This is a genomic window from Mesorhizobium sp. M7A.F.Ca.CA.004.06.1.1, from assembly GCF_003999135.1.
Taxonomy (GTDB): Bacteria; Pseudomonadota; Alphaproteobacteria; order Rhizobiales; family Rhizobiaceae; genus Mesorhizobium.
Window position 1 is genome coordinate 1 of sequence record NZ_RZPQ01000017.1, and the last position, 20,902, is coordinate 20,902.

Here is a 20,902-nt window from a genome sequence, read left to right on the forward strand (position 1 = left end):
CGCCAATGTTTATCCGGAAAATACCGTGATGGAGAAAAGTCGCGGATTGATAGCCTGCAAGGTGAAGACGGGGCGATTTCCGCAAGAGAGCGATCTGGTCGACATATTTGATGATGGCGTCGACGTGGTTCCGGTTTTCGTCCATATGCAGCAGGAATTTTGGGAAGAATGGCTGACTTCGCTGCCTTCCTAGCGGCTGGCGTTCATCCAATCCCTCCGGTTACCAGATAGGCGCCGGCGCTGCGCCCATCCTCCAGCCGCACAATAGCCGTCACGATCGAGCCATACGAGCCACGCCAGACGCTGTGGAACCGCTGGTGCTCTGCGGCCGGAACCAATGCCTGTCCACAGGAGCGCGCTCCGCTTCGCTGCATCGCGACAGGCTCGCCGTTGACATGCACCTTGACACTGGCGTTTTCCGCCTCGGCGTCGATCGGCAGTTCGAGCGTGATGGTGATCTCGTCCTGATCGCCCGTCGTGCGCGTCTCGGCGGCAAGCGCGATGACGAGCGGAGGTGCCTTGCCGTCACCGGTTTGCGTGGGCCGGCGGGAAAATACATCTTCAGTCAGTTCCGGCGTGCGTGGGGGCAGGGTGCGGCGCCGGGTCGACTGTTCGAAATCGCCGGCCATGCGCAACAACCTGACATCATCATAGGCCTTGCCGGCGAAAGTCAGGCCGACCGGCATGCCGATATCGGCCATGGTTCCCATCGGCACGGTGACGGTGGGGATGCCGAAATGGCGCCAGACCAGATTGCCGTTGGCGACCCAGGTGCCATTGCGCCAGGCAAGGGCGGCGGACGCCTCGTCGATGTCTGCATCGGCCGGTCCGACATCGGCGGCCGCGGGCAGCACCACGGCGTCGATGCCATGGGCGTCCAGCCAGTCCTCGAAATCGATCCGCCTTGTCGCTTCGAGGCCCTTCAGGCCTTCTTCAATCGTCGGGATTTCCGTGACGGGCGTGACGCCGGACCGCGCCCGCTCGACATATTCCCTCAGGTCGAAGCCGCCCTCATAGCGGTCGGGCAGCGTGCCCGGCGGCTGCGGGAAGATCTTTGGGCCGTCGACCGAGACGAGATCGGGCAAAGACGGGTCGGCATTGGCGCGCAAAAAGTCGTCCCAGCCCCAGATGCAGAGATCCCAGAGTTCGCGCTCGGCGAACTCTTGGGGCATCAGCCCGCGCTCGACCATGGTGCGCGCGCCGGGGCGGTCGCGCTCATAGTTGGAAACGACGGGAAAATCGACCTCGACCACCTCGGCGCCAAGCCGCGCGAGATCGGCCGCTGCCTGTTGCCAAAGGGCAAGCACCGAGGCGCGGGTTTCGATCGGCGCATCGGCCTCGCTGTCGCGGCCGATATACATTCTGGGCACGCCGAGCCGCTTGCCTTTCAACGACCCCGCCAGTGCGAGGTCGGTATAGCGGGGCGGCCGCACGTCGGAGCTTTTCGGCAGCTTGACCCAGGGCTGCGCGCGCCAGAAATCGCCTCGCGTCTCGGGATCGTCGGCGACGATCACATCGAGCAGTTCGAGCATGTCGGGCATTGTCCGCGCGTGCGGCACCACGACATCCATGGTCGGCACAAGGGGCCAGTTGCCGCGCACCGAAATGACGCCGCGCGACGGGGTGTAGGCGACCAGTGCATTGTTGGTGGCCGGCGCGCGGCCGGACGACCAGGTTTCTTCGCCAAGCCCGAAGGCGCAGAAGCTGGCCGCCGTCGCCGTGCCGGAGCCATTGGACGAGCCCGACGCGAAGGCGGCGGTCAGATAGTCGCCATTGTAGGGGCTCTCGGCGCGACCGTAGACGCCGCGCTGCATGCCGCCATTGGCCATTGGCGGCATGTTGGTCAGCCCGATCAGCACGGCGCCGCCGGCGCGCAGCCGGGCAATGGTGAAGGCGTCCTCATTGGCGATGAGATGCTCGAAGGCGGGCGAACCGGCGGCCACCGTCAGGCCTGACACCTTGTAGCTGTCCTTGGCGGTGTAGGGGATGCCGTCGAGCGGTCCGAGCACGGCGCCATTGCTTCGGCGCCGGTCGGAGGCTGCCGCCTCCTTAAACATGTCAGGGTTGAGCACTGGGACGGCGTTGAGGCTGATGCCGTGGCGGTCGAAATGCCCGATGCGCCTGAGATAAGCCCCGACCAGTTCGACGCTGGTGACGGTGCCGTCATCAAGCGCGCGGCGCAGTTGGTCGATCGTCGCTTCGACGAGATGAAGGCTGGCATCGGTCATCACAGGTTCCACATTTCCACGCACCATGGATGAGCGAGGCAGCTGGCTTCGGCAAGAGCCTATCGCGGTCTTCTCCGGAACTTTTGTCCGGCTGGCGGTTTTGGATGTATGGTGTGATTCCGGAATGGCCAGGAGGGTATTGGCATGACCACCAAATGCGTTGCGATCCTAGCTCTCGCTGTCGCCATGGGCTCAAGCGCTTGCGCCCCGGCTTTCGCTGGCGACCGGCACCACGACCGCCGGGTCCAATCCGAACGCTACGTTCCCGCCGAAGGCGATCTCATCGACATCCTGTTCGGCGGCCCGCGCTACTACGATCAGCAGTTGGTGACGACGGCCGCCGGCGCGTGCTCCTATCATCGCGTCGGACCCGACGCGAATGCGGTGAACAAGATCAACGACCATCACTGTGGGAAGTAGGCGGCAGGCGGCGCCTCAGCGCCCGCCACTTTCTTTCATCCGCTCGATGATCTCGGCCATCAGCGCGAGGTCGCGGCGTGAATCGGCGAGGTCGGTCAGAGGCTTTGTGCCTTCGGTGATGTGGCGGTGGAAAATCTCGAGTTCATTCGAGAAAGCATCGCCGTAGAGAGGCCCGAAGGTTTTCGTCACCGGGCCGAGCGGGCCGGCATCGGTGACCTCCAGCCGCGTCGGCAGGCTTCGGATGTAGGGCGTGTCGTAGAGAATGCGCACACGCCTGGTGTTCGAGCGCACCTCGATCATGGCGTCGAACAGGCCGAGATCGTCGACCACCGCGTCGTAGAGACAAGCGAAATGGCCGTAGTCGAAGGTGACTGATGTGTTGGCGCCGCCATTGGTGCGGTGCGCGGCCAGCACGCGCGCCGGCTCGCCGATCAGCCCGCGCATCGCCGAAATGTGATGCGAGGAAAGCGCCGTCAGGCCGCGATAGGCGCGCACCAGATCGGTCGGCGCGTCGGCGCCGACCACCTCGCGGATCAGCGCGTCGCGTTCGCTTGCGCCACGCGCCAGCAGGGTAGGGTCTATGTCGTTGGGATAGAGGACGTTCTGGCTCTTCTTGAGAAAGTGCCGGCCTTCCGAGATCAGGTCGAAGATTCGGACATGGGTGATGTCGGCGTATGCCGGCAGTTCGTCCTTGGCCGCCAGATAGGCCGGCGCGTAGCGGCGCATATAGCCGACGAACAGGGTCTTGTCGTAGCCCGGCATCAGCGCCAGCAGATCGTCGATTTCGCGCACCGTCAGGCAGGCGGGCTTTTCCAGCAGGATATGCTTGTTGGCAGCAATCGCCGCCCGCACGAAGCGGCTGTGGGTGTCGTCGGATGACAGCACGAACACCGCGTCGATGTCGGGCGAACTAATCAGCGCCTCGGCCGTGTCGAAGGCCTTTGCCGTCGCAAATTCGGAGGTGACGAGTGACACCAGGCTGGGCGACACGTCGTACACGCCCGCGACCACCCAGCGGTCGCGCTGATCGCCCAGCACAGGCAGATGGATCGACTGCGCGACCTCTCCAAGACCTATCAGTCCGACACGAATTGGTGCCACAGGCGAACTCCCTTTGATTTTAAGTCTGATGCTGCAGGACTATGCCGCGCCGGTGACCAGCGCGACGAGCTCGTTTCCGGACGTTTCGGAAGCGCGCACGGTCGCCGCCATCTTTCCCGCCCGCATCACCCAGATCTGGTCGGACAGGCGGCGGACCTGATCGAAATTGTGGCTGACCAGGATGACTGAGACCGACTGCTCGCGCAGACGCCGGATCAGAGCCTCGACATTGGCGGTCTCCTGCACGCCGAGTGCTGCCGTCGGTTCGTCCATCACCACCAGCTTGGCGCCGGAGCCGACAGCGCGGCAGATCGAGATCGCCTGCCGCTGGCCGCCCGACAAGCGCCGCACACGCTGGTTGATCGACGGCACGTTGATCGACAGGCGCGACAGCATGGAACGGGCCTCGCGCTTCATCGCCTTGCGATCGAGGAAAGCGAACGGCCCGATGCGACGCACGATCTCGCGGTTGAGGAACAGGTTCTGCGCGACCGTCAGTTCGTCGATCAGCGCCAGGTTCTGGTGCACGGTCTCGATGCCGGCCTTGCGTGCCTCGTCGGGGTTGGCGAAGGGCCGCGCCCGGCCGTCGAAGAACAAATTGCCGGTGTCCGGCTGATGCACGCCGACCAGGCTGCGGATCAGCGTCGACTTGCCGGCGCCATTGTCGCCGATGACGGCGGTGACCTCGCCGCGACGGTCCTGGAAGGCGACGTCGGTGAAGGCGCGGATGCCGCCGAAATGCTTGCTCAGTCCTTCGCAGGCGATGATCGCCTCAGCGGCGGGGATGTGATGGAGCGCGCTCATTTCTGATATCGCATGATCAGGGCCGCCAGCACCACGATGGCGCCCACGGCAAGCGGTTGGTAGAAGGCTGAGACGTTGAGCAAGGTCAGGCCGTTGACGAGTGCTGTGAGCATCAGCGCGCCGATCGCCGGTCCCAGAATGCTGGCGCGGCCGCCGAACAGGCTGACGCCGCCCAGCACCACCGCCGCCACCGAATTGAGCAGCAGGCTGGTGTTGATCTGCGGTTCGGCCGAGCCGATGCGGGCGACCAGAAGAATGGCCGCGATGCCGGCGCAGAGACCGGAAATCGTGTAGGCGGCGATCTTGACCCGGTTGGTACGGATGCCGAGCGCGCCGGCGCTTTCCGCCTGGCCGCCGGTCGCCAGCAAATGCACGCCGAAGCGCGTGTGGTAGAGCGCGATATGGGCGACGATGACGGCTGCGATCGCCACCCAGACCGGATAACCGAACGGTCCGAACGAGCCCGAGGCGAGCCTGAGCAGGAAGGTCGAGCCGACCATGGTCGGTTCACCGCCCGACAGGATAAGGCCAAGGCCGGTGATGCCCGACAGCGTGCCGAGCGTCACCACGAAGTCGGGGATCTTGCCTGCGGTGATGATCAGCCCGTTGAGGAAGCCGACCGCGCTGGTGGCGAGAACCGCGAGCACGCAGGCGACAAAGATGCCGTAGCCGGCGGCGTTGACGAGGCCGAGGATGATGGCGCCGAGCATGACGGCTGCCGCTAGCGACAGGTCGATGCCCGAGGTGGCGATGACGAAGGTCTGGCCGATCGACAGCACGACCAGGATCGCAGCCGCCAGCAGCAGCGCCTGCAGATTGGCGACGCTGAGAAAGACCGGCTGGGCGATGCCGAAGACGATGACGAGGCCGACCAGGCCGACGACGGATGCCCAGTCGGCCCAGAAGGAGGGATCGAGGAGGAGAGCGGCCAGGGAGGGGCGGCTCTCCTCCGCACCCGCCGAATGGGCGGCGGGTGCGTTGTCTGCAGGTGTGCTCACTTCAGCATCTCGCGGAAGGGATCGGGATAGTCGCCGCCGGGACGCGGGAAGTTCTTCAGCGAGGCTTCGGCATTGTCCTTGTTGATCAACAGCACCGGCGCCGGCACGTTGGCCGGCAGTTCCTTGCCCTTGGCCGCCACTGCACAGGCCTCGAGGCCCATGGCGCCGACGACATAGGGATATTGGGCGACGGTGGGGGTGAGTTCGCCTGCCGCAATCGACTTGAGCGCGTCGACGATGCCGTCGAGGCCGATCACCTTGACGTCCTTGCCCGAGGTTCGCACGGCGCGCTCGACGCCGAGCGCCATGATGTCGTTGGCGGCGAAGAAGCCGGCGAGGTCCGGATGGGCAGCGAGAATATCGGTGGCGGCGGTCAGCGCCTTTTCGCGATCCCAGTCGGCGCTGACCATCACCACGATGTCGAGTTTACCTTCCACCGCCTGCTTGAAGCCCTTGATGCGGGCGTTGGAGCCGACATCGCCGACTATGCCGGCGACCAGCGCGACCTTGGAGCCCTTCGGCACCAGCTTCAGCATCTCTTCGCCGGCCAGCGCGCCGGCGGCGACATTGTCGGTGCCGATATAGGTCGAGACGGCGAAGCCGGCGGCCTTGGCCTGTTCCGGGTCTATGGTCGAGTCGATGTTGACGATCGGCTTCTTCTTCTGGGCGACCGGCACCAGCGCCTGGACGAGATTGGAGACGCTGATCGGGTTGACCAGGTAGCAATCGAAATCCTGCATGGCCATGGCGGTCAGGCGGTCGGCCTGGCCGGTGGCGTCACCCATATTGGCGGCGGCCTGGACGCTGACATTCACGCCGTTTGCCTTGGCCTGTTCCTCGATGCCCTTCTGCATGGTCTGGAAGAACGGATTGTCGAGGCCTTTGACGATGGCCGCGACTTTCGCCGTATCCTCGGCATGGGCGGGCGCTGCGACGATGGCTGCAAGCATGCCTGCGCCAAGCAGGTTCGTGCCAAGCTTCAGGCAATTGAACATACGCATGGTTTTTCCTCCTCCTGATTGTTTTTATGGGCTGCATCAATGTCGCTGTCCGGTGACTGCAATGTTAGACGGCGCGCAAGCGACCCCGGCGCCTGGCGCGATGGTTCGCCAACAGATTGCTGCCCGCTTTGGAATGTGCGGACTGCAGCCCAGGTCGGGCACTTTTCGATGTCAGGCATTGCTCCTCCCAGAGCGCCGGCCGATGCCAATCCGGCATTTGCGCATGTTTTATAAAAAATTGACACGCGTCAAGATTTAAAAGTGGTGCGTAGCGATTTTGGCTATGCACCCTGGGGGCATGACTGCCCTGCCGGCATGCGCTACAACCAACGCGCGAAAAAATGTGCCGGCCTGGGGAACCACTTGGGGATAGCGGCGTTAGTCGCTACTTTTGCGCAAGAGGGAGGTTTCGGGTGAGGCGTTTAGAGATCCTGGAAGAACCAACGGGTACATTTTCGATTTTCGACGCGATCACGGGGTTGCCGGCAATGGTCGAAGAGGGCGCATGCACCGGGCTTTATCGGCACGAAGTGCCGCAGGAGCTGCTTGCAGCGGTTGAAACGGTCCAACCCGGCGATTTTTCGCCGCTGCCTTCATTGGCGGCTTTGAACGACTGGCAGGTCGATAAAGACGATCTGCTGGCGTGAGCAAAGCCGCCCGGGATCGCATCAAAAAACATACCGTATAGGAAATCACGCCCTGTTGTCGAAAGCGGTGGTGAGGCATGGAAAGCAAGGGGAGGTTGCAGTGCGTCGGGAGGTGAAGCATGTCTGATCAGGACGAGCTGATCCGGGCTGCCATCGGACGGCTGCTCGCCGAGAAGACAGGCGCGGCCGTCATATCGATGAGAGAGAGCATTACCGAGCTTCTGGCGCTGACCGGTGCCGCGCTGGACGACAGACTGCAGGACCTGCTGCTGGAAATGGCCGAAGTCCGTGGCATGATGGTTGCTCTCGACTTCTGAGCAATATCGGCTGAGGTCGATGCGCATCAGTCCGCTACGCCCGCAACGCCTTCACCGGCAGTTCAACACTTACTGCGCCGGCTTCAATGCTGAACCAAGCACCCGGGGTTAAAGATCGAGCGAAACCGCGCCCTGAGGGTGGCTGCAGCATGCCAGGACATAGCCGGCCGACTTCTCTTCAGGGGCCAGCCCGCCGAGATCCTCCATGGCGACTTCGCCGGACAGCTTGGCGATGCGGCATGTGCCGCAAACTCCCTGCTGGCAGGCGGTTGGGACGTAGACGCCACATTGGCGCGCCGCCTCCAGCAGCGTCTCTCCGGGCAAGCAGTTATGCACGATCCCGGAGCGGACGAAACGGACCGAAGATGGTATTGTCGGGGCCGGTTCCAACTGGGGGCTGCTGCCGCCGCCGAAGCTCTCCTGGTGGTACCGTGACGGAGCCACGCCAATCGCATCCAGGCAGGCACGTGCGGCTTTCATGTACGCTTCAGGGCCACAGGCAAAGATAGTGCGGTTGTGGAGATCGGGAACGAGGGTCAGCAGCATCTGACTGTCTATTCTGCCAGTCGGCCCCCTCCAGGTGGGATCTTCCTGGCTACAAACGCACGTTACTTTTACGTTGGGAAAGCGAGAGGCAAGTGCGTCCAATTCCCGTCGAAAGACTATATCACCAGGCGTTCTGGCACTATGAACGAATGAGATATCCTGGTCGGCCGCGCGGTCGGTAAGCGCACGCAGCATGGACATCACCGGCGTTATCCCGCTGCCGCCCGAAAGGAAGAGCGGCTTTTCATAGGGTAGGTCATCGAGATTGAATGAGCCGAGCGGCCCTTCGATCTCGATCTCGTCGCCCGCCCCCAAATTGTCGTGGAGCCAATTCGAAACCAGGCCGCCCGGTGTTCGCTTCACCGTGATCTGCAGGTCGAGCGGTCGCGTCGGTGGTGACGAAACAGAGTAGGAGCGCGTCACCGCGGCACCCTCGATCTTGAGGTGCACGAGTACATACTGGCCCGCGCTGAAGCAGAACATCCGATCCGTCGGGGATGTGAAAACGAAAGTTTTCACATCGGGCGTTTCCTCGATTACACGACGGCAGAGTACAAGCTGCGATGTGGTTTGTGCCCATTGCCGATGATGCCTCATCGGCAGGAGGTCGGGGGCCCCCAAGGAAACGTGTGCGTTCATCATTCATCTCGGTTCGAAGTCGAACCCAAGATGCCAGTTCCAGGCCCCCCGCAACAGAAGCATCCCTCCCGAGTTATGATCGATTATTTCGATTACATATCCAGTGACATCACGGCAACGTGAAGGGCGCGGATTCCCTTGCGGATGATCGGTTCGTGTTTGCGGCGCGCCAGGATGGCCGTGTGGACCGGCTGATGCAGCGTCGGAGCGCCTTCGACGATGAACGATGGGCGTTCGAGGGCGAACCTGCGCGCATCGTCACTTCTCATATAGCAGGTGCCGCCCGTGCGCCGTAGCATCATCTCCGCCAAGGTTTCCGATCCCATGGAAAGGCGACAGATCGCCAACTCGCCGAGCAATTCGGCATGGGCCTTCTCCAGCAGGACCGTATAGCCCGGACGAATGTAGGTTTCGGGGTCGACCTCGGAGAGGGTTCTGGCCACCGTGGAAACCATCACATATTCCTCAACCATCAAATGCTCATAGGAGATTTCGGGTAGGTATCGCGGGGCGTAAAGCACTGCGATATCGAGATTTCCCATGCTCAGGTCGCTGACCATCTGGTTTGAATAATCCGACTCGACATGGATCGACGATTTGGGAAGAGCCTGACACAGCGTCTCCACCCAACCCGGCAAAACCGAGCGGGTCATCCCGACCTGCGCGGCGACGCGCAGGGTTCCTTCGAAACGATTGAACGCCCGGACATCGTGGCGAGCCTGCGACCATGTGGACAGCAAGGATCTTGCATAAGCTTCGAACCGGCGCCCTGCGGCGGTCGGCTCCGCCCCGGCGCGTCCGCGCTGAAACAGTTCGGACCCGATTGCGCTCTCGAGGTTCTTAACGCGGGTGCTGATCGTCGACTGGGTCAATCCTAGCCGATCCGCGGTGCGATTGAAGTTTCTCGATTCGATGATGTCGAGAAAGGTCTCGATGTGATCAAGTTGCATGAAATCTCCAATCGAAAAACTCGATCATATTCCACGTATCATAAGCTTGATCAAACAATACTCAAGGCGGAAGCTGCAGCAGATCAACGGCCGGCAGCGCCGCCGGGACGAGATACGGATACGGAGCGGAAGAAGTGTTCATAGTCGACTGCGACTGTCATAATTACTGGTCAAGCGCCACCGTGTTGGAGCCCTATCTCTCCGGCTTGTGGAAAGACATGTTCATCGAGGGCGAGAAAACAGGTCCCGTTGGCGCCTTTCCGCATGGCCATCGGCCCTGGTTCCACCCGCAGGACTTCTCCCGCAAGGACATCCGTCCGAAAACGGAAGCCGACAACTATCTCATCATGAAAGAGAAGCACCTCGACAAATACAAAGTCGACGTGGCGATCCTGACCGGCGATGAGCCTATCGAGGCGTCGACCCTGGCTAACCCTTACTATGCCAGCGCTCTGGTCAGCGCGTACAACGATTATCAGATCGATCAGTGGTTGCCGAAAGACGATCGTTTCATGGGCTCGATCATCATCGCGCCACAGGATCCGAAGCTCGCTGCCGCCGAGATTCGCCGTCTTGGCAGTCATCCGCGGATGGTCCAGGTTCTCGCCTCCCAGGGGTCCGTCAAGCCGTATGGCGACCCGTTTTACCACCCGATCTACGAAGCCTGCGCGGAAGTGGGGTTGCCATTCGCCATTCATCTGGGCGGGCATGGCGGCGTGAATTCAACTGCCATTGCTCCCGCCCCGACGACATTCTTCTGGGAAACGCATGCCATTCTGCACATGTCGGCGATGTCGCACGTGGCAAGCATGATCGCCCATGGCGTCTTCGAGAAATGGCCGGACCTCTACTTCGTGATCATCGAATGCGGCGTCGCCTGGGTTCCGTCGGTCCTTTGGCGCCTGGACGCTGATTACAAAGCGCTGCGCAAGGAGACGCCATGGCTGAAGATGCTGCCGTCTGAATATTGCCGGCGCAACATCCGCTTTTCCACGCAGCCGCTGGAGCAGCCTGCAAACATCCAACATCTCTGGTCCACGCTCGAAGCGATGGACGGAGAAAACACGCTGATGTTTGCATCGGACTATCCGCACTGGGATTACGACGATGCCAACACGCTGCAAATCCCTCCTGCCTGGAAGAGCAAGATCATGGGACTGAACGCGCTGGAAGTCTACAAACGCATCCCCCGCGCGCAAGCCGCGAATGCCGCCTGAGGAAGCATACGATGCCCGAGAAGACATATATCTGCCGCGTCGACGAGATCGAAACAGGGTCTCCGTTCATCGCCAAGATACGCAGCCTTTCGGTCGGGATTTTCCGCATCGGAGATTCATTCCACGCGCTGCTGAATGTCTGTCCGCACCGTGGCGCTCCGCTTTGCGAGGGGCCGCAATGCGGCACAACCGCGCCCGTTGAACAGGCGCAATTCATCTATCATCGCGAAAACGAGATCGTTCGATGCGCCTGGCACGGCTGGGAGTTCGACATCAAGTCAGGCGCGGCCTTGGTCGATCCGTCCGTTCGCGCGCGCACATTTCCAGTCACCGTCGAAGCCGGCGGCATCTACGTGACGGCCTGATTGGCGCAAGCCGATTGGGATTGGAAAAATTCGAAGAAAGGTGGCGGGAGCCGATAAGCAGATTTGTTCGCCGGTGCTTGACGAGAAATAACGCGGGGAATTCCGCAATGGGAGAGTCAAATGTCAGAATCTGAATACAAGCTTGGTATCGCGCAAAGCCTGATCGGAGGCGGCAAGGTTTCCCGCCGCGACTTCATTCATCTTGGGCTGGCCGCGGGCCTGACGGTTGCCGCCGCCGACCGGCTGTTCGTGAGCACGGCGCGGGCCGAACCAATGCAGGGCGGCTTCGCCAAGCTCGGCATGGCTCATGGCGCGACGACGGATTCGATCGATCCGGCCGGCTACCCCGACACGTTCACACAAACCGCATTTTCGGGCTCGCTGTCCAACAGCCTCACTGAGGTCGACGCCAAAGGCAATGTCCAACCGGACCTCGCCGAGAGCTTTGAAACTTCGGATGGAGCCAAAACCTGGGCCTTCAAGCTGCGCAAAGGCGCAACCTTTCACAACGGCAAGACCGTGACGGCGGATGACGTCGTGACCTCCTTGCAATATCACATGGGCAAGGACACCAAATCGGCGGCGAAATCGCTGTTGGACTCCGTCGCCGACATCAAGGCGGATGGCCCGGAAACGGTGGTTTTCACGCTCAAGAGCGGCAACGCCGATTTCCCTTACATTATGAGTGACTACCATCTGGTCATCATGCCGGCCAAGGATGGCAAGGCGGATTGGGCTTCAGGCGTTCGCACCGGTGCTTTCGTCGTCGAGAATTTCCAGCCCGGCGTTTCGGCCAAGCTCAAGCGCAATCCAAACTACTTCAAGAACGGCAAGCCCTATCTCGATGAGGTGGAGTTCATCGCCATCACGGATCTTGCCGCTCGCATGGCGGCGCTGTCCACGGGGGAGGTGGACTATATCGGCCGCGCCGACCTGAAGACCCTCGGCATGTTGAAACGCAATCCCAAGGTGGAGATCGTCGAAGTCACTGGTTATGGGCACTATACCTTGCCGATGAATGTCACGATGGCGCCATTTGATAATCCAGACGTGCGAATGGCATTGAAATGGGCGATCAATCGCCAAGAAATCGTCGACAAGATCTTTCTTGGCCACGCCACTGTGGCCAACGACAACCCGATCGCGCCGGCCATCAAATTCGCCAAGGATCCGCAACCGCAACACAGCTTCGATCCGGAAAAAGCCAAGCATTACCTGAAAAAGGCCGGAATGGAGAACCTGAAGGTGGATCTCTCGGTCGCCGATGCCGCTTTTGCCGGCGCCGTGGACGCGGCTTCGCTCATTCGCGAAACGGCAGCCCAATGCGGCATCGACGTCAATGTCGTGCGTGAGGCCGAGGACGCTTATTGGGACAATGTCTGGCTGAAGAAACCCTGGTGCGCTTCCTATTGGAGCGGTCGGGCGACGGCCGACTGGATGTTCACGCAAGCCTTCGCCGCCGACTCCAGTTGGAATGAATCCTTCTGGAAAAATCCCCCTTTCAACGAACTGCTTGTCCAGGCGCGCGCCGAGACGGACGAGGCCAAGCGAGCGGCGATGTATGCCGAGATGCAGCAGTTAACCCACGATGACGGCGGCAGCATCGTGCTGGTCTTCAACAATTTCGTCAGCGCCCAATCCAAAAAGCTCGCACACGGTGATGTGGCGCCCAACTGGGAGAACGATGGACTGAAAATGGCCGAACGCTGGTGGATCGCCACGGCATGAGATGGCGGGCCGGAGCCGCGATGGTTTTGAGGCTCCGGTCAGCTGGCTCCGAGTGCAGGGCTGCCGCCCAAAGGGAAACGCCACGCACATGAACCCCGTCGCAAAAACGGTCCTGCAGCGCCTTGGCCTCGGCCTGGTCACTTTGTTCATCGTGTCCATCATTATCTTCTCTGCGATCGCGATGCTTCCAGGCGACTTCGCCAAGGCCACGCTCGGGCAATCGGCGACGCCCGAAACGGTCGCCGCGTTCCAGCGGGAAATCGGCATCGATCGCCCGCCTGTCGAGCGCTACTTCGTTTGGGTCGCCCAGATGCTCCATGGCGATTTCGGCTCTTCGTTTGCGAGCCGCACCGGATATCGGCGTACCGTGGCCGAGATCATCGCACCACGCCTCTACAACACGATGTTCCTTGCAGCGGTGACTGCGCTGATAGCTGTTCCTCTGGCCTTGGGGCTTGGCATTCTGGCTGCGCTGTACCGCAACGGCTGGTTCGACCGGCTGGTGAATGTCGCGACACTGACAACCATTTCATTCCCGGAATTTTTCGTCGCCTATATGCTCGCCTACCTGGTGATCTCGCGCGACACATTCATCGGATCCGATTTCGCTCAAACGCTGCCTCATTGGCTCACTGTCTTGCTGAACTGGATGCTCAATGCGGTTCCCAAATTTCCGACATTGTCGAATGTGAACGATCAGACGCCATTTTGGGAGCATCTCTGGAAAGTCGCCCTGCCGGCAATCACGCTTACGCTGGTAATCGTGGCCCACATGATGCGCATGACCCGAGCGGCCATCATCAACATGCTGGCAAGCCCCTACATCGATATGGCGCGCCTCAAGGGAATGTCCCCGATGGTGATCGTGCTGAGGCATGCCCTGCCCAATGCCTGGGCTCCGATCGTCACTGTGGTGGCGTTCAACCTGGCGTATCTCATCGTCGGAGTGGTCGTGGTCGAGGTCGTTTTCGTCTACCCCGGCATCGGCCAGCTGATGGTTGACGCGGTGAAATCCAGGGATGTTCCGGTTGTCCAGGCCTGCGCCCTGATTTTCGCCGCGACTTACATCCTTCTCAACCTGCTAGCCGACATTATTTCCATCGCCACCAATCCCAGGCTCTTGCACCCACGATGACCAGATCCGAATCTGTCGCGGCGGTTCAAAGGCTGAGGCGCTCGCGTGCCACCCGGGCGAAAACTGCGCTGAAGAAGGCACCGTTCAGCGCATGGTTCGGCATCGTCGTGATCCTCGGCTACGTCTTTGTTGCGGTCTTCGCGCACTGGATAGCCCCATATGGCGAGACGCAGGTTTTCAGCGAAGCCTTCGCGCCGTGGAGCCAGGAGTTCAAACTGGGAACCGATCAGCTCGGCCGCGACATGCTCACCCGCTTGATCTACGGTGCGCGCAATACCATCGCTATCGCGGTCGCGACCACGTTACTGTCCTTCGCGGTCGGCGTCTCGCTCGGCCTTCTTGCCGCATTGTACAGGGGGTGGCTCGACCAGATCTTGTCGCGTGCAGTGGACGTGCTGATGTCAATCCCGAGTCTGATCTTCGCGCTGGTGCTGCTGACGATCTTCGGCTCGTCGATCACGAGCCTGATTGTCATCATTGCGCTTCTGGATTCCACCCGGGTCTTTCGGCTTTCTCGCGCCGTCGGGCTTAACGTGGCGGTGATGGAATATGTCGAGGTGGCACGATTGCGCGGCGAGGGACCGAAATGGATCATCGCCAAGGAAATCCTTCCCAATGTCATGCCGCCACTGGTCGCCGAGTTCGGCTTGCGATTCTGCTTCGTCTTCCTGACAGTCGCGGCGCTGTCGTTTCTCGGCGTCGGTATTCAGCCGCCGACGGCCGATTGGGGATCAATGGTGCGCGAGAACGCGACCCTGATCACCTACGGCGATGTCACCCCGCTACTTCCGGCCGGCGCGATTGCTCTCCTTACCGTGTCCGTGAATTTCGTGGTGGACTGGTTCCTGCAAGCAACAAGCGGGTTGCGGGATGAAAAGTAGCGGCCCAGGCCCACGCGAAAAAGGAAAGGATCTGCTTCAAATCCGCAATCTGCATGTGGAGGGGTTCTCGGATGAGCGGTGGCATCCCATTGTCCACGGGGTCGATCTGACGCTGAAGCGGGGCCAGGTTCTTGGGCTGATCGGAGAGTCAGGCGCCGGCAAGTCTACCATTGGCCTTGCCGCAATGGGTTATGCCAAGCCGGGCTGCCGGATCACGCAAGGCTCGGTCCTGTTCGACGGGATTGATCTTCTGGCAGTCAATGAAAAAGGGCGCCGTCGCCTCAGGGGCTCCCGCATTGCCTATGTCGCGCAAAGCGCGGCTGCCTCTTTCAATCCGGCACATCGGCTCTTGGAACAAACCGTCGAAACCGCGGTGGCGCATGGACTTGCCGGCCGGGAAGAGGCGAACCGGAGCGCCGTCGATCTTTATCGACGCCTTCAACTCCCAGAACCGGAGACCATAGGCTTTCGTTATCCTCATCAGGTCTCCGGCGGGCAGTTGCAACGGGCAATGACAGCGATGGCAATGGCTTGTCGTCCGGACCTCATAATATTCGACGAGCCAACAACGGCGCTCGACGTGACCACGCAGGTTGAAGTTCTAGCTTCCATTCGCAACATCGTGGAGGAACTCAGCACCGCTGCAATCTATGTGACGCATGACCTGGCGGTGGTGGCGCAAATGGCGGATCGTATCATGGTTCTGCGCCACGGACGTACCGTGGAGGAGGCAGACACACGCCAGATGCTGGCCTCACCCAGCCAGGAATATACAAAAACGCTCTGGGCCGTACGCAAGCTCGCCAAGCCCGAAGTTCCAGCCGATGACTATCTGCTGACGATAGACAACGTTACCGCGGCCTATGCAGGAAAGGTCAAGGTGCTCCAGGATGTCTCCATCAAGGTTCCGCGCGGAAGAACCGTGGCTGTGGTCGGCGAATCCGGTTCGGGGAAATCGACGCTCGCTCGAGTCGTCACCGGCCTTTTGCCGCCAATTTCAGGCTCGATTTCTTTTGCCGGCCAGCTTCTTTCCACGGGCCTGAAGACGCGGCCGAAAGAGGTCCTGCGCCGCATACAGATGATTTATCAGATGCCCGACAACGCCCTGAATCCGCGCCAAACGGTCGAAGAAGTCATAGCTCGGCCGCTCGAATTCTACCTCGGCCTTAAGGGCGCGCGGAGGGATCGCCGGATCGGCGAACTTATGCACATGGTCGAGATGAGCGAAGATTTTCTGGAACGCCTGCCTGGCGAGCTGTCGGGTGGCCAAAAACAGCGCGTCTGCATTGCCCGGGCGTTGGCTGCCGATCCGGAGCTTATCATCTGCGACGAGATCACGTCCGCGCTCGACCAGATCGTCCAAGAGGAAATTCTCAAGCTTCTCATACGTCTCCAACGTGAACTCGGAATGAGCTACATCTTCATTACCCATGACATTGCTACGGTGCGCGCGATAGCCGACGAAATCGTCGTCATGCACCGCGGCAAAGTCGTCGAGCAGGGATTGAAGAGCGAAGTTCTCACGCCACCGCACGCGGCCTATACCGAACGGCTTTTGTCCTCTGTTCCGGAAATGAATCCGGACTGGCTGACAAGGCTGCTGGCCAGCCGGAAGATCTGACGGATCGGCTATCCGCGCCCGGCATGTTCCTCACTGTCAGCTTCCTGGAGCGCTAACGCTGCTCGATCAGCGTCTTCGCCGCATCTTTCCCCACCGAGAGGATGCGATCGGACAATTCCGTTCCGCCCACGGCGCGGGCCATTTGCAGCGTGCCGAGGAGCGTTGCGAAGACAGCCAGCGCCACGCCCTCCGGATCCTTGGCCTGCGGTAGCGCTTGCGCCAACTGGCGCACCAAAGCCAGCAGGTGGTCTGTATAGGCTTCACGCGTCTCAGGCGGCTGACGGGCGAGCTCCGGCAGCAGCGCGGCTGACGCGCAGCCCTTTCCGGGATTGTCCCGGTGCTCGGCCGACAGATACGTGCCGATGGCCATCTCCACGCCCGAAGCTAATGCTTCTGCCAGTTGCTGCGCCTGAAGCTCCATCGCCGCCGCCACGCTTTCGCGGACAAGCTGCGCCTTGGATTGAAAGTGCGGATAGAAGGCGCCGTTCGTCAGCCCGGCGTCGCTCATGATGGTCGCCAGTCCGGACGCGGCGATGCCGTCGCCGCGAAAGCGTTCTGCCGCGACCTCCAGGATCCGTCCGCGCGAGGCGTCCTTCCGGCCCTTTTCGTAGCGCATGGCTGCTATTCCTTTCTGCTATTGCATTATGAGTGTAATCTGATATTACGACTGTAATTCAACGGGCGCAAAAAAGCTAGCCCTCATGATTTTGGAGCACGAAATGAATGCGAATTCCGAAAAAACCGCTGTTGTGACGGGAGCCTCTTCGGGCATTGGCCGCGCCAGTGCCGAGGCTCTGGCAAAGGCGGGGTTCACAGTCTTCGGAACCAGCCGGCGCAAGGCCGACAACGGCCCGGACGGGGTGACCATGCTGGTTTGCGACGTGACCGACGGTGAGGCCGTTGCCGCACTCGTTTCTACGGTGCTGTCGCAGACCGGCCGGATCGACCTCTTGGTCAACAATGCCGGCGTCGGCCAGCTTGGAGGCGCCGAGGAATTCTCGATTGCACAGGTGCAGGCCTTGTTCGACGTCAATCTGTTCGGCGTCATCCGCATGACCAATGCGGTGCTGCCGTCGATGCGGCGGCGTGGCGAGGGGCGCATCGTCAATATCGGCTCTGTGCTGGGACTGGTGCCGGCGCCGTATTCAGCGCATTATTCGGCGGTCAAGCACGCGCTCGAGGGCTATTCGGAATCGCTCGACCACGAGGTTCGTGCCTTCAGTATCCGCGTCTCGGTCATCGAGCCGGCATTCGTTCGCACTGTCTTCGACCAGAACGGGATCCAACCGGATTCGCCGTTGCAGGAATACGATCAGGCTCGAGCTACGCTGGAAGCGCTGCTTCGCGATGTGATGCCTGTCGCCGATCGGCCCGAAGTGGTGGCGCAGGTGGTCGTCAAAGCAGCGACCGATGCCCGTCCGCAACGGCGCTACACCGCCGGCAGGGCAGCGCGCCAGGTCAGCCTGCTGCGTCGCTTTGCTCCCGCGGGGATATTCGACAAGAGCCTGCGCAAACAGTTCCGCCTGCCGGTTTGAACAACAGCGAGCAGAGGATTTTACGCACATGCGACTGGCAACGACAACACGATTGGCCAGCCCCCGCAAGGCGGAGGTGCCAAGCATGACACATGGGTTCAAGCGGTCGCCCCACTTACGGGCATCGTTCCAGGACACGCCAACGCACTCCGTCGATGTCGGCGGCACGGCATTCGTCTATCGGCAGCTCGGACCAAGGACGGGCGTGCCGGTAATCCTGCTGAACCATCTCGGCGCTCAACTGGACAATTTCGATCCACGCATCGTCGATGGCCTCGCCGCGACCCGGTGGGTGATTGCCTTCGACAACAGGGGCGTTGGTGCTTCAGGCGGCAAAACGCCGTCACGCATCGCCGAGATGGCACGGGATGCGGTCGCCTTTGTCCGGGCGCTGGGGTTCGATCAAGTCGATCTCTTCGGTTTCTCGCTCGGCGGCTTCGTGGCGCAGGAGATCGTGCTGACCGAGCCCAGGCTTGTGCGCAAGCTCATCCTGGCCGGCACCGGGCCGGCCGGCGGCCAAGGCATCGACAAGATGACGCCACTGACGATCGTGGACATGATCAAGGGTGCGCTGACTTTTCGGGATCCGAAATACTATCTGTTTTTCACCAGAACGGTGAACGGGCGCCGCGCCGCGAAGGCGTTCCTGCAGCGGCTGACAGAGCGCAAGGCCGACCGCGACAGGCCGATATCGCTTAGCGCGTTCGGCGCGCAACTCCGGGCGGTGAAGGCTTATGGACTACAGGCGCCGCAAGATTTGAGCGTCATCCGCGTCCCTGCGCTGATCGCAAATGGCGATCACGACAGGATGGTGCCGAGCGTCAATACCCACGATCTCGCCCGCCGCATTCCGGGGGCGCAATTGGTGATCTATGCGGATGCCGGCCATGGCGGGGTGTTCCAGAACCACGCGAATTTCGTTCCGAAAGCATTGGCCTTTCTCGAGGCCTGACACCCCTCACCGGGCGGCTTTCGTCCCGAACATCAACAATCTCTCAGAAAGTCACTGCCATGAAGGCATTCGTCGTCGACAAATACAGCAAGAACGGCACGCTGCGGCTGGCCGAAATGCCGGAGCCGAAACTCGGGGACAGTGATGTCCTGGTCGAGGTCCACGCCGCGGCGGTGAACCTGCTCGATTCCAAGGTCAAAACCGGAGAGTTCAAGCTGATCCTGCCCTATCGCCGGCCGTTCATCCTGGGTCACGACGTGGCCGGGAGGGTTGTCCGCGTGGGATCGAAAGTCCGCAAGTTCAAACTCGGCGACGACGTCTATGCGCGGCCGCGCGATGGCCGGATCGGGACGTTCGCCGAGTTCATAGCCATGGATGAAGCCGACGTGGCCCTGAAGCCCGGGAACCTCAGCATGGAGGAGGCGGCCTCGATCCCGCTGGTCGGCCTGACCGCCTGGCAGGCGCTCATCGAAAGGGCCAGCCTGAAGAGGGGACAGAAGGTCTTCATTCAAGCCGGATCCGGCGGCGTGGGGACATTCGCCATCCAACTGGCAAAGCATCTCGGCGCGACCGTTGCGACCACCGCCAGCGCGGCGAGTGCCGGTCTGGTCAAGGGGCTCGGCGCCGATGTCGTCGTCGACTACAGGAAAGACGATTTCGAAAAAGTCCTGTCGGGCTACGACGTCGTCTTGAACAGCCAGGACGCCAAGACACTTGAAAAGTCACTGAATGTGCTGAAACCGGGAGGCAAGCTCATCTCCATCTCCGGCCCACCGGATCCGGACTTCGCCAGGGAAAAGGGACTGAACATGGTGCTGAGGCTGGTGCTTCGCCTGCTGAGCCGCGGTATTCGAGCGAGAGCCAAGCGCCGTGGCGTGACGTTCTCGTTTCTCTTCATGTGGGCGCAGGGCGAGCAGTTGAGCAAGATCGCATCGCTCATCGAAGCCGGCGCGATCCGCCCGGTCGTCGATCGGGTCTTTCCCTTCGAGGCGACCAACGAGGCGCTGGCCTATGTCGAAACAGGACGCGCCAAGGGCAAGGTCGTCATCAAGGTCCGATAGCAACTCAGCTGCGATCGAGGTCAGCCGCGCCGGGCTGCATCGATCGCCGCGACGTCGATCTTCGTCATCTCCATCATTGCATCAAAGGCGCGTTTGGCTTCCTCGCCGCCGGCCGCCATGGCCTCGGTCAACGTGCGCGGCGTGATTTGCCAGGACACGCCCCATTTGTCCTTGCACCAGCCGCACGCGCTCTCCTGGCCGCCATTGCCGACGATGGCGTTCCAGTAGCGGTCGGTTTCCTGCTGATCGTCGGTGGCGATCTGGAACGAGAAGGCCTCGCTCTGCTTGAATGTGGAGCCGCCGTTCAATCCGATGCAGGGAATGCCGGCAACGGTAAATTCGACCGTCAACACGTCGCCTTTCTTGCCGGACGGAAAGTCGCTCGGCGCACGGTGAACGGCGCCCACCCTGGTGTCGGGAAAGGTCTCCGCGTAGAAGCGAGCCGCAGCCTCGGCGTCCTTGTCGAACCAGAGGCAAATCGTGTTCTTTGGCATCGTTGGCATTGCGTGTTCCTTTCGGTGTTGGGGTCGGCGGAGGTCAGCCCAGCAAATTACGTGCCGTGCGCATGAAGATCCTTGACCCGATCGGGATCAGGTCGTCGGGAAAGTCATAGTCGGGATTGTGCAAGGCAGGGTGCCGCTCGCCTGCACCGAGGAAGAACATCGCCGACTTGGCACTGTGGCCGAACAGGCCGAAATCTTCAGAGGCGCGCATCGGCAGGGCTTCTTCGCCGTGCGCGACGCCCTCTTCATCAAG

Annotated in this window: 23 protein-coding genes and 1 pseudogene; 13 read left to right on the forward strand and 11 right to left on the reverse strand. The window is 61.4% G+C overall.

Annotation, left to right across the window (positions count from 1 at the left end):
• Positions 1-193, forward strand: a pseudogene (locus tag EN906_RS02675) (hypothetical protein); the annotation flags it as partial.
• 10 nt (positions 194-203) lie between these two features.
• Here EN906_RS02675 and EN906_RS02680 read toward each other — a convergent pair.
• Positions 204-2,228, reverse strand: coding sequence for an amidase (locus EN906_RS02680; RefSeq protein ID WP_127271026.1), 2,025 nt, complete (start codon positions 2,226-2,228; stop codon positions 204-206).
• Between the two features lie 144 nt (positions 2,229-2,372).
• On the opposite strand from EN906_RS02680, the gene EN906_RS02685 reads away from it, so the two are divergent.
• Positions 2,373-2,648 (forward strand): hypothetical protein, encoded by a 276-nt coding sequence (locus tag EN906_RS02685; RefSeq protein WP_127269574.1) that lies wholly within the window; start codon positions 2,373-2,375, stop codon positions 2,646-2,648.
• Positions 2,649-2,663: 15 nt separating this feature from the next.
• On the opposite strand, the gene EN906_RS02690 is transcribed toward EN906_RS02685, so the two are convergent.
• The 5 genes from EN906_RS02690 to EN906_RS37170 are packed head-to-tail and all read right to left on the reverse strand — an operon-like array spanning position 2,664 to position 6,731.
• Complete coding sequence (locus tag EN906_RS02690; protein WP_127269573.1) at positions 2,664-3,749, reverse strand: Gfo/Idh/MocA family oxidoreductase; 1,086 nt, start codon at positions 3,747-3,749, stop codon at positions 2,664-2,666.
• Positions 3,750-3,788: 39 nt separating this feature from the next.
• Positions 3,789-4,553 carry an ATP-binding cassette domain-containing protein gene (locus EN906_RS02695; protein ID WP_127375059.1) on the reverse strand — a complete coding sequence of 255 codons (765 nt, stop codon included), beginning with the start codon at positions 4,551-4,553 and terminating at the stop codon, positions 3,789-3,791.
• Positions 4,550-5,551, reverse strand: a complete 1,002-nt coding sequence (locus tag EN906_RS02700; protein ID WP_127269571.1) for an ABC transporter permease — start codon at positions 5,549-5,551, stop codon at positions 4,550-4,552. The genes EN906_RS02695 and EN906_RS02700 overlap by 4 nt, the downstream gene beginning before the upstream one ends.
• Positions 5,548-6,552 (reverse strand): substrate-binding domain-containing protein, encoded by a 1,005-nt coding sequence (locus EN906_RS02705; protein ID WP_127375060.1) that lies wholly within the window; start codon positions 6,550-6,552, stop codon positions 5,548-5,550. Before EN906_RS02705 ends, EN906_RS02700 begins: the two co-directional genes overlap by 4 nt.
• Positions 6,531-6,731, reverse strand: coding sequence for a hypothetical protein (locus tag EN906_RS37170; RefSeq protein WP_127271021.1), 201 nt, complete (start codon positions 6,729-6,731; stop codon positions 6,531-6,533). Before EN906_RS37170 ends, EN906_RS02705 begins: the two co-directional genes overlap by 22 nt.
• Before the next feature lie 234 nt (positions 6,732-6,965).
• On the opposite strand from EN906_RS37170, the gene EN906_RS02710 reads away from it, so the two are divergent.
• Together EN906_RS02710 and EN906_RS02715 are read left to right on the forward strand one after the other, a co-directional pair.
• Entirely contained in the window at positions 6,966-7,199 is a 234-nt protein-coding gene (locus tag EN906_RS02710; protein WP_127270217.1) for a hypothetical protein, read from the forward strand.
• A 119-nt stretch (positions 7,200-7,318) separates the two neighbouring features.
• Complete coding sequence (locus EN906_RS02715; RefSeq protein ID WP_127270219.1) at positions 7,319-7,516, forward strand: hypothetical protein; 198 nt, start codon at positions 7,319-7,321, stop codon at positions 7,514-7,516.
• Positions 7,517-7,624: 108 nt separating this feature from the next.
• Here the strand turns inward: EN906_RS02715 and EN906_RS02720 are convergent, their stop codons facing one another.
• Together EN906_RS02720 and EN906_RS02725 are read right to left on the reverse strand one after the other, a co-directional pair.
• Entirely contained in the window at positions 7,625-8,581 is a 957-nt protein-coding gene (locus EN906_RS02720; RefSeq protein WP_206517159.1) for a hybrid-cluster NAD(P)-dependent oxidoreductase, read from the reverse strand.
• Positions 8,582-8,793: 212 nt separating this feature from the next.
• Positions 8,794-9,651 carry a LysR family transcriptional regulator gene (locus EN906_RS02725; RefSeq protein ID WP_127270220.1) on the reverse strand — a complete coding sequence of 286 codons (858 nt, stop codon included), beginning with the start codon at positions 9,649-9,651 and terminating at the stop codon, positions 8,794-8,796.
• 134 nt (positions 9,652-9,785) lie between these two features.
• Between EN906_RS02725 and EN906_RS02730 the strand changes: the two genes are divergently transcribed.
• From EN906_RS02730 to EN906_RS02755, 6 genes are all read left to right on the forward strand, one after another.
• Positions 9,786-10,868: an amidohydrolase family protein gene (locus EN906_RS02730; protein WP_023809365.1), complete on the forward strand. Its 1,083-nt coding sequence runs from the start codon at positions 9,786-9,788 to the stop codon at positions 10,866-10,868.
• A gap of 11 nt (positions 10,869-10,879) precedes the next feature.
• Positions 10,880-11,233, forward strand: a complete 354-nt coding sequence (locus EN906_RS02735; RefSeq protein WP_023809364.1) for a Rieske (2Fe-2S) protein — start codon at positions 10,880-10,882, stop codon at positions 11,231-11,233.
• Between the two features lie 120 nt (positions 11,234-11,353).
• Positions 11,354-12,961 carry an ABC transporter substrate-binding protein gene (locus EN906_RS02740; protein WP_127271018.1) on the forward strand — a complete coding sequence of 536 codons (1,608 nt, stop codon included), beginning with the start codon at positions 11,354-11,356 and terminating at the stop codon, positions 12,959-12,961.
• A gap of 88 nt (positions 12,962-13,049) precedes the next feature.
• Positions 13,050-14,096, forward strand: a complete 1,047-nt coding sequence (locus EN906_RS02745; protein WP_127271017.1) for an ABC transporter permease — start codon at positions 13,050-13,052, stop codon at positions 14,094-14,096.
• A complete protein-coding gene (locus EN906_RS02750) occupies positions 14,093-14,977 on the forward strand; it encodes an ABC transporter permease (protein WP_127268722.1) in 885 nt (294 codons plus the stop codon). The genes EN906_RS02745 and EN906_RS02750 overlap by 4 nt, the downstream gene beginning before the upstream one ends.
• Positions 14,967-16,598: an ABC transporter ATP-binding protein gene (locus tag EN906_RS02755; RefSeq protein WP_127268723.1), complete on the forward strand. Its 1,632-nt coding sequence runs from the start codon at positions 14,967-14,969 to the stop codon at positions 16,596-16,598. Before EN906_RS02750 ends, EN906_RS02755 begins: the two co-directional genes overlap by 11 nt.
• A 52-nt stretch (positions 16,599-16,650) precedes the next feature.
• Here the strand turns inward: EN906_RS02755 and EN906_RS02760 are convergent, their stop codons facing one another.
• Entirely contained in the window at positions 16,651-17,214 is a 564-nt protein-coding gene (locus EN906_RS02760; protein ID WP_127268724.1) for a TetR/AcrR family transcriptional regulator, read from the reverse strand.
• A gap of 103 nt (positions 17,215-17,317) precedes the next feature.
• On the opposite strand from EN906_RS02760, the gene EN906_RS02765 reads away from it, so the two are divergent.
• The 3 genes from EN906_RS02765 to EN906_RS02775 all read left to right on the forward strand — a co-directional run bounded on the left by EN906_RS02765 (position 17,318) and on the right by EN906_RS02775 (position 20,146).
• The gene (locus EN906_RS02765; RefSeq protein WP_127268725.1) at positions 17,318-18,133 is read left to right on the forward strand and encodes an oxidoreductase; all 816 of its coding nucleotides are present in this window, start codon (positions 17,318-17,320) and stop codon (positions 18,131-18,133) included.
• A gap of 85 nt (positions 18,134-18,218) precedes the next feature.
• Positions 18,219-19,085: an alpha/beta hydrolase gene (locus tag EN906_RS02770; RefSeq protein ID WP_127268726.1), complete on the forward strand. Its 867-nt coding sequence runs from the start codon at positions 18,219-18,221 to the stop codon at positions 19,083-19,085.
• A 59-nt stretch (positions 19,086-19,144) separates the two neighbouring features.
• The gene (locus EN906_RS02775) at positions 19,145-20,146 is read left to right on the forward strand and encodes an NADP-dependent oxidoreductase (RefSeq protein WP_127268727.1); all 1,002 of its coding nucleotides are present in this window, start codon (positions 19,145-19,147) and stop codon (positions 20,144-20,146) included.
• Positions 20,147-20,166: 20 nt separating this feature from the next.
• Here the strand turns inward: EN906_RS02775 and EN906_RS02780 are convergent, their stop codons facing one another.
• Together EN906_RS02780 and EN906_RS02785 are read right to left on the reverse strand one after the other, a co-directional pair.
• The gene (locus EN906_RS02780) at positions 20,167-20,640 is read right to left on the reverse strand and encodes a VOC family protein (protein WP_174800353.1); all 474 of its coding nucleotides are present in this window, start codon (positions 20,638-20,640) and stop codon (positions 20,167-20,169) included.
• Positions 20,641-20,683: 43 nt separating this feature from the next.
• A partial coding sequence (locus EN906_RS02785; protein WP_348629273.1) for a M20/M25/M40 family metallo-hydrolase occupies positions 20,684-20,902 on the reverse strand: 219 nt, incomplete at its 5' end.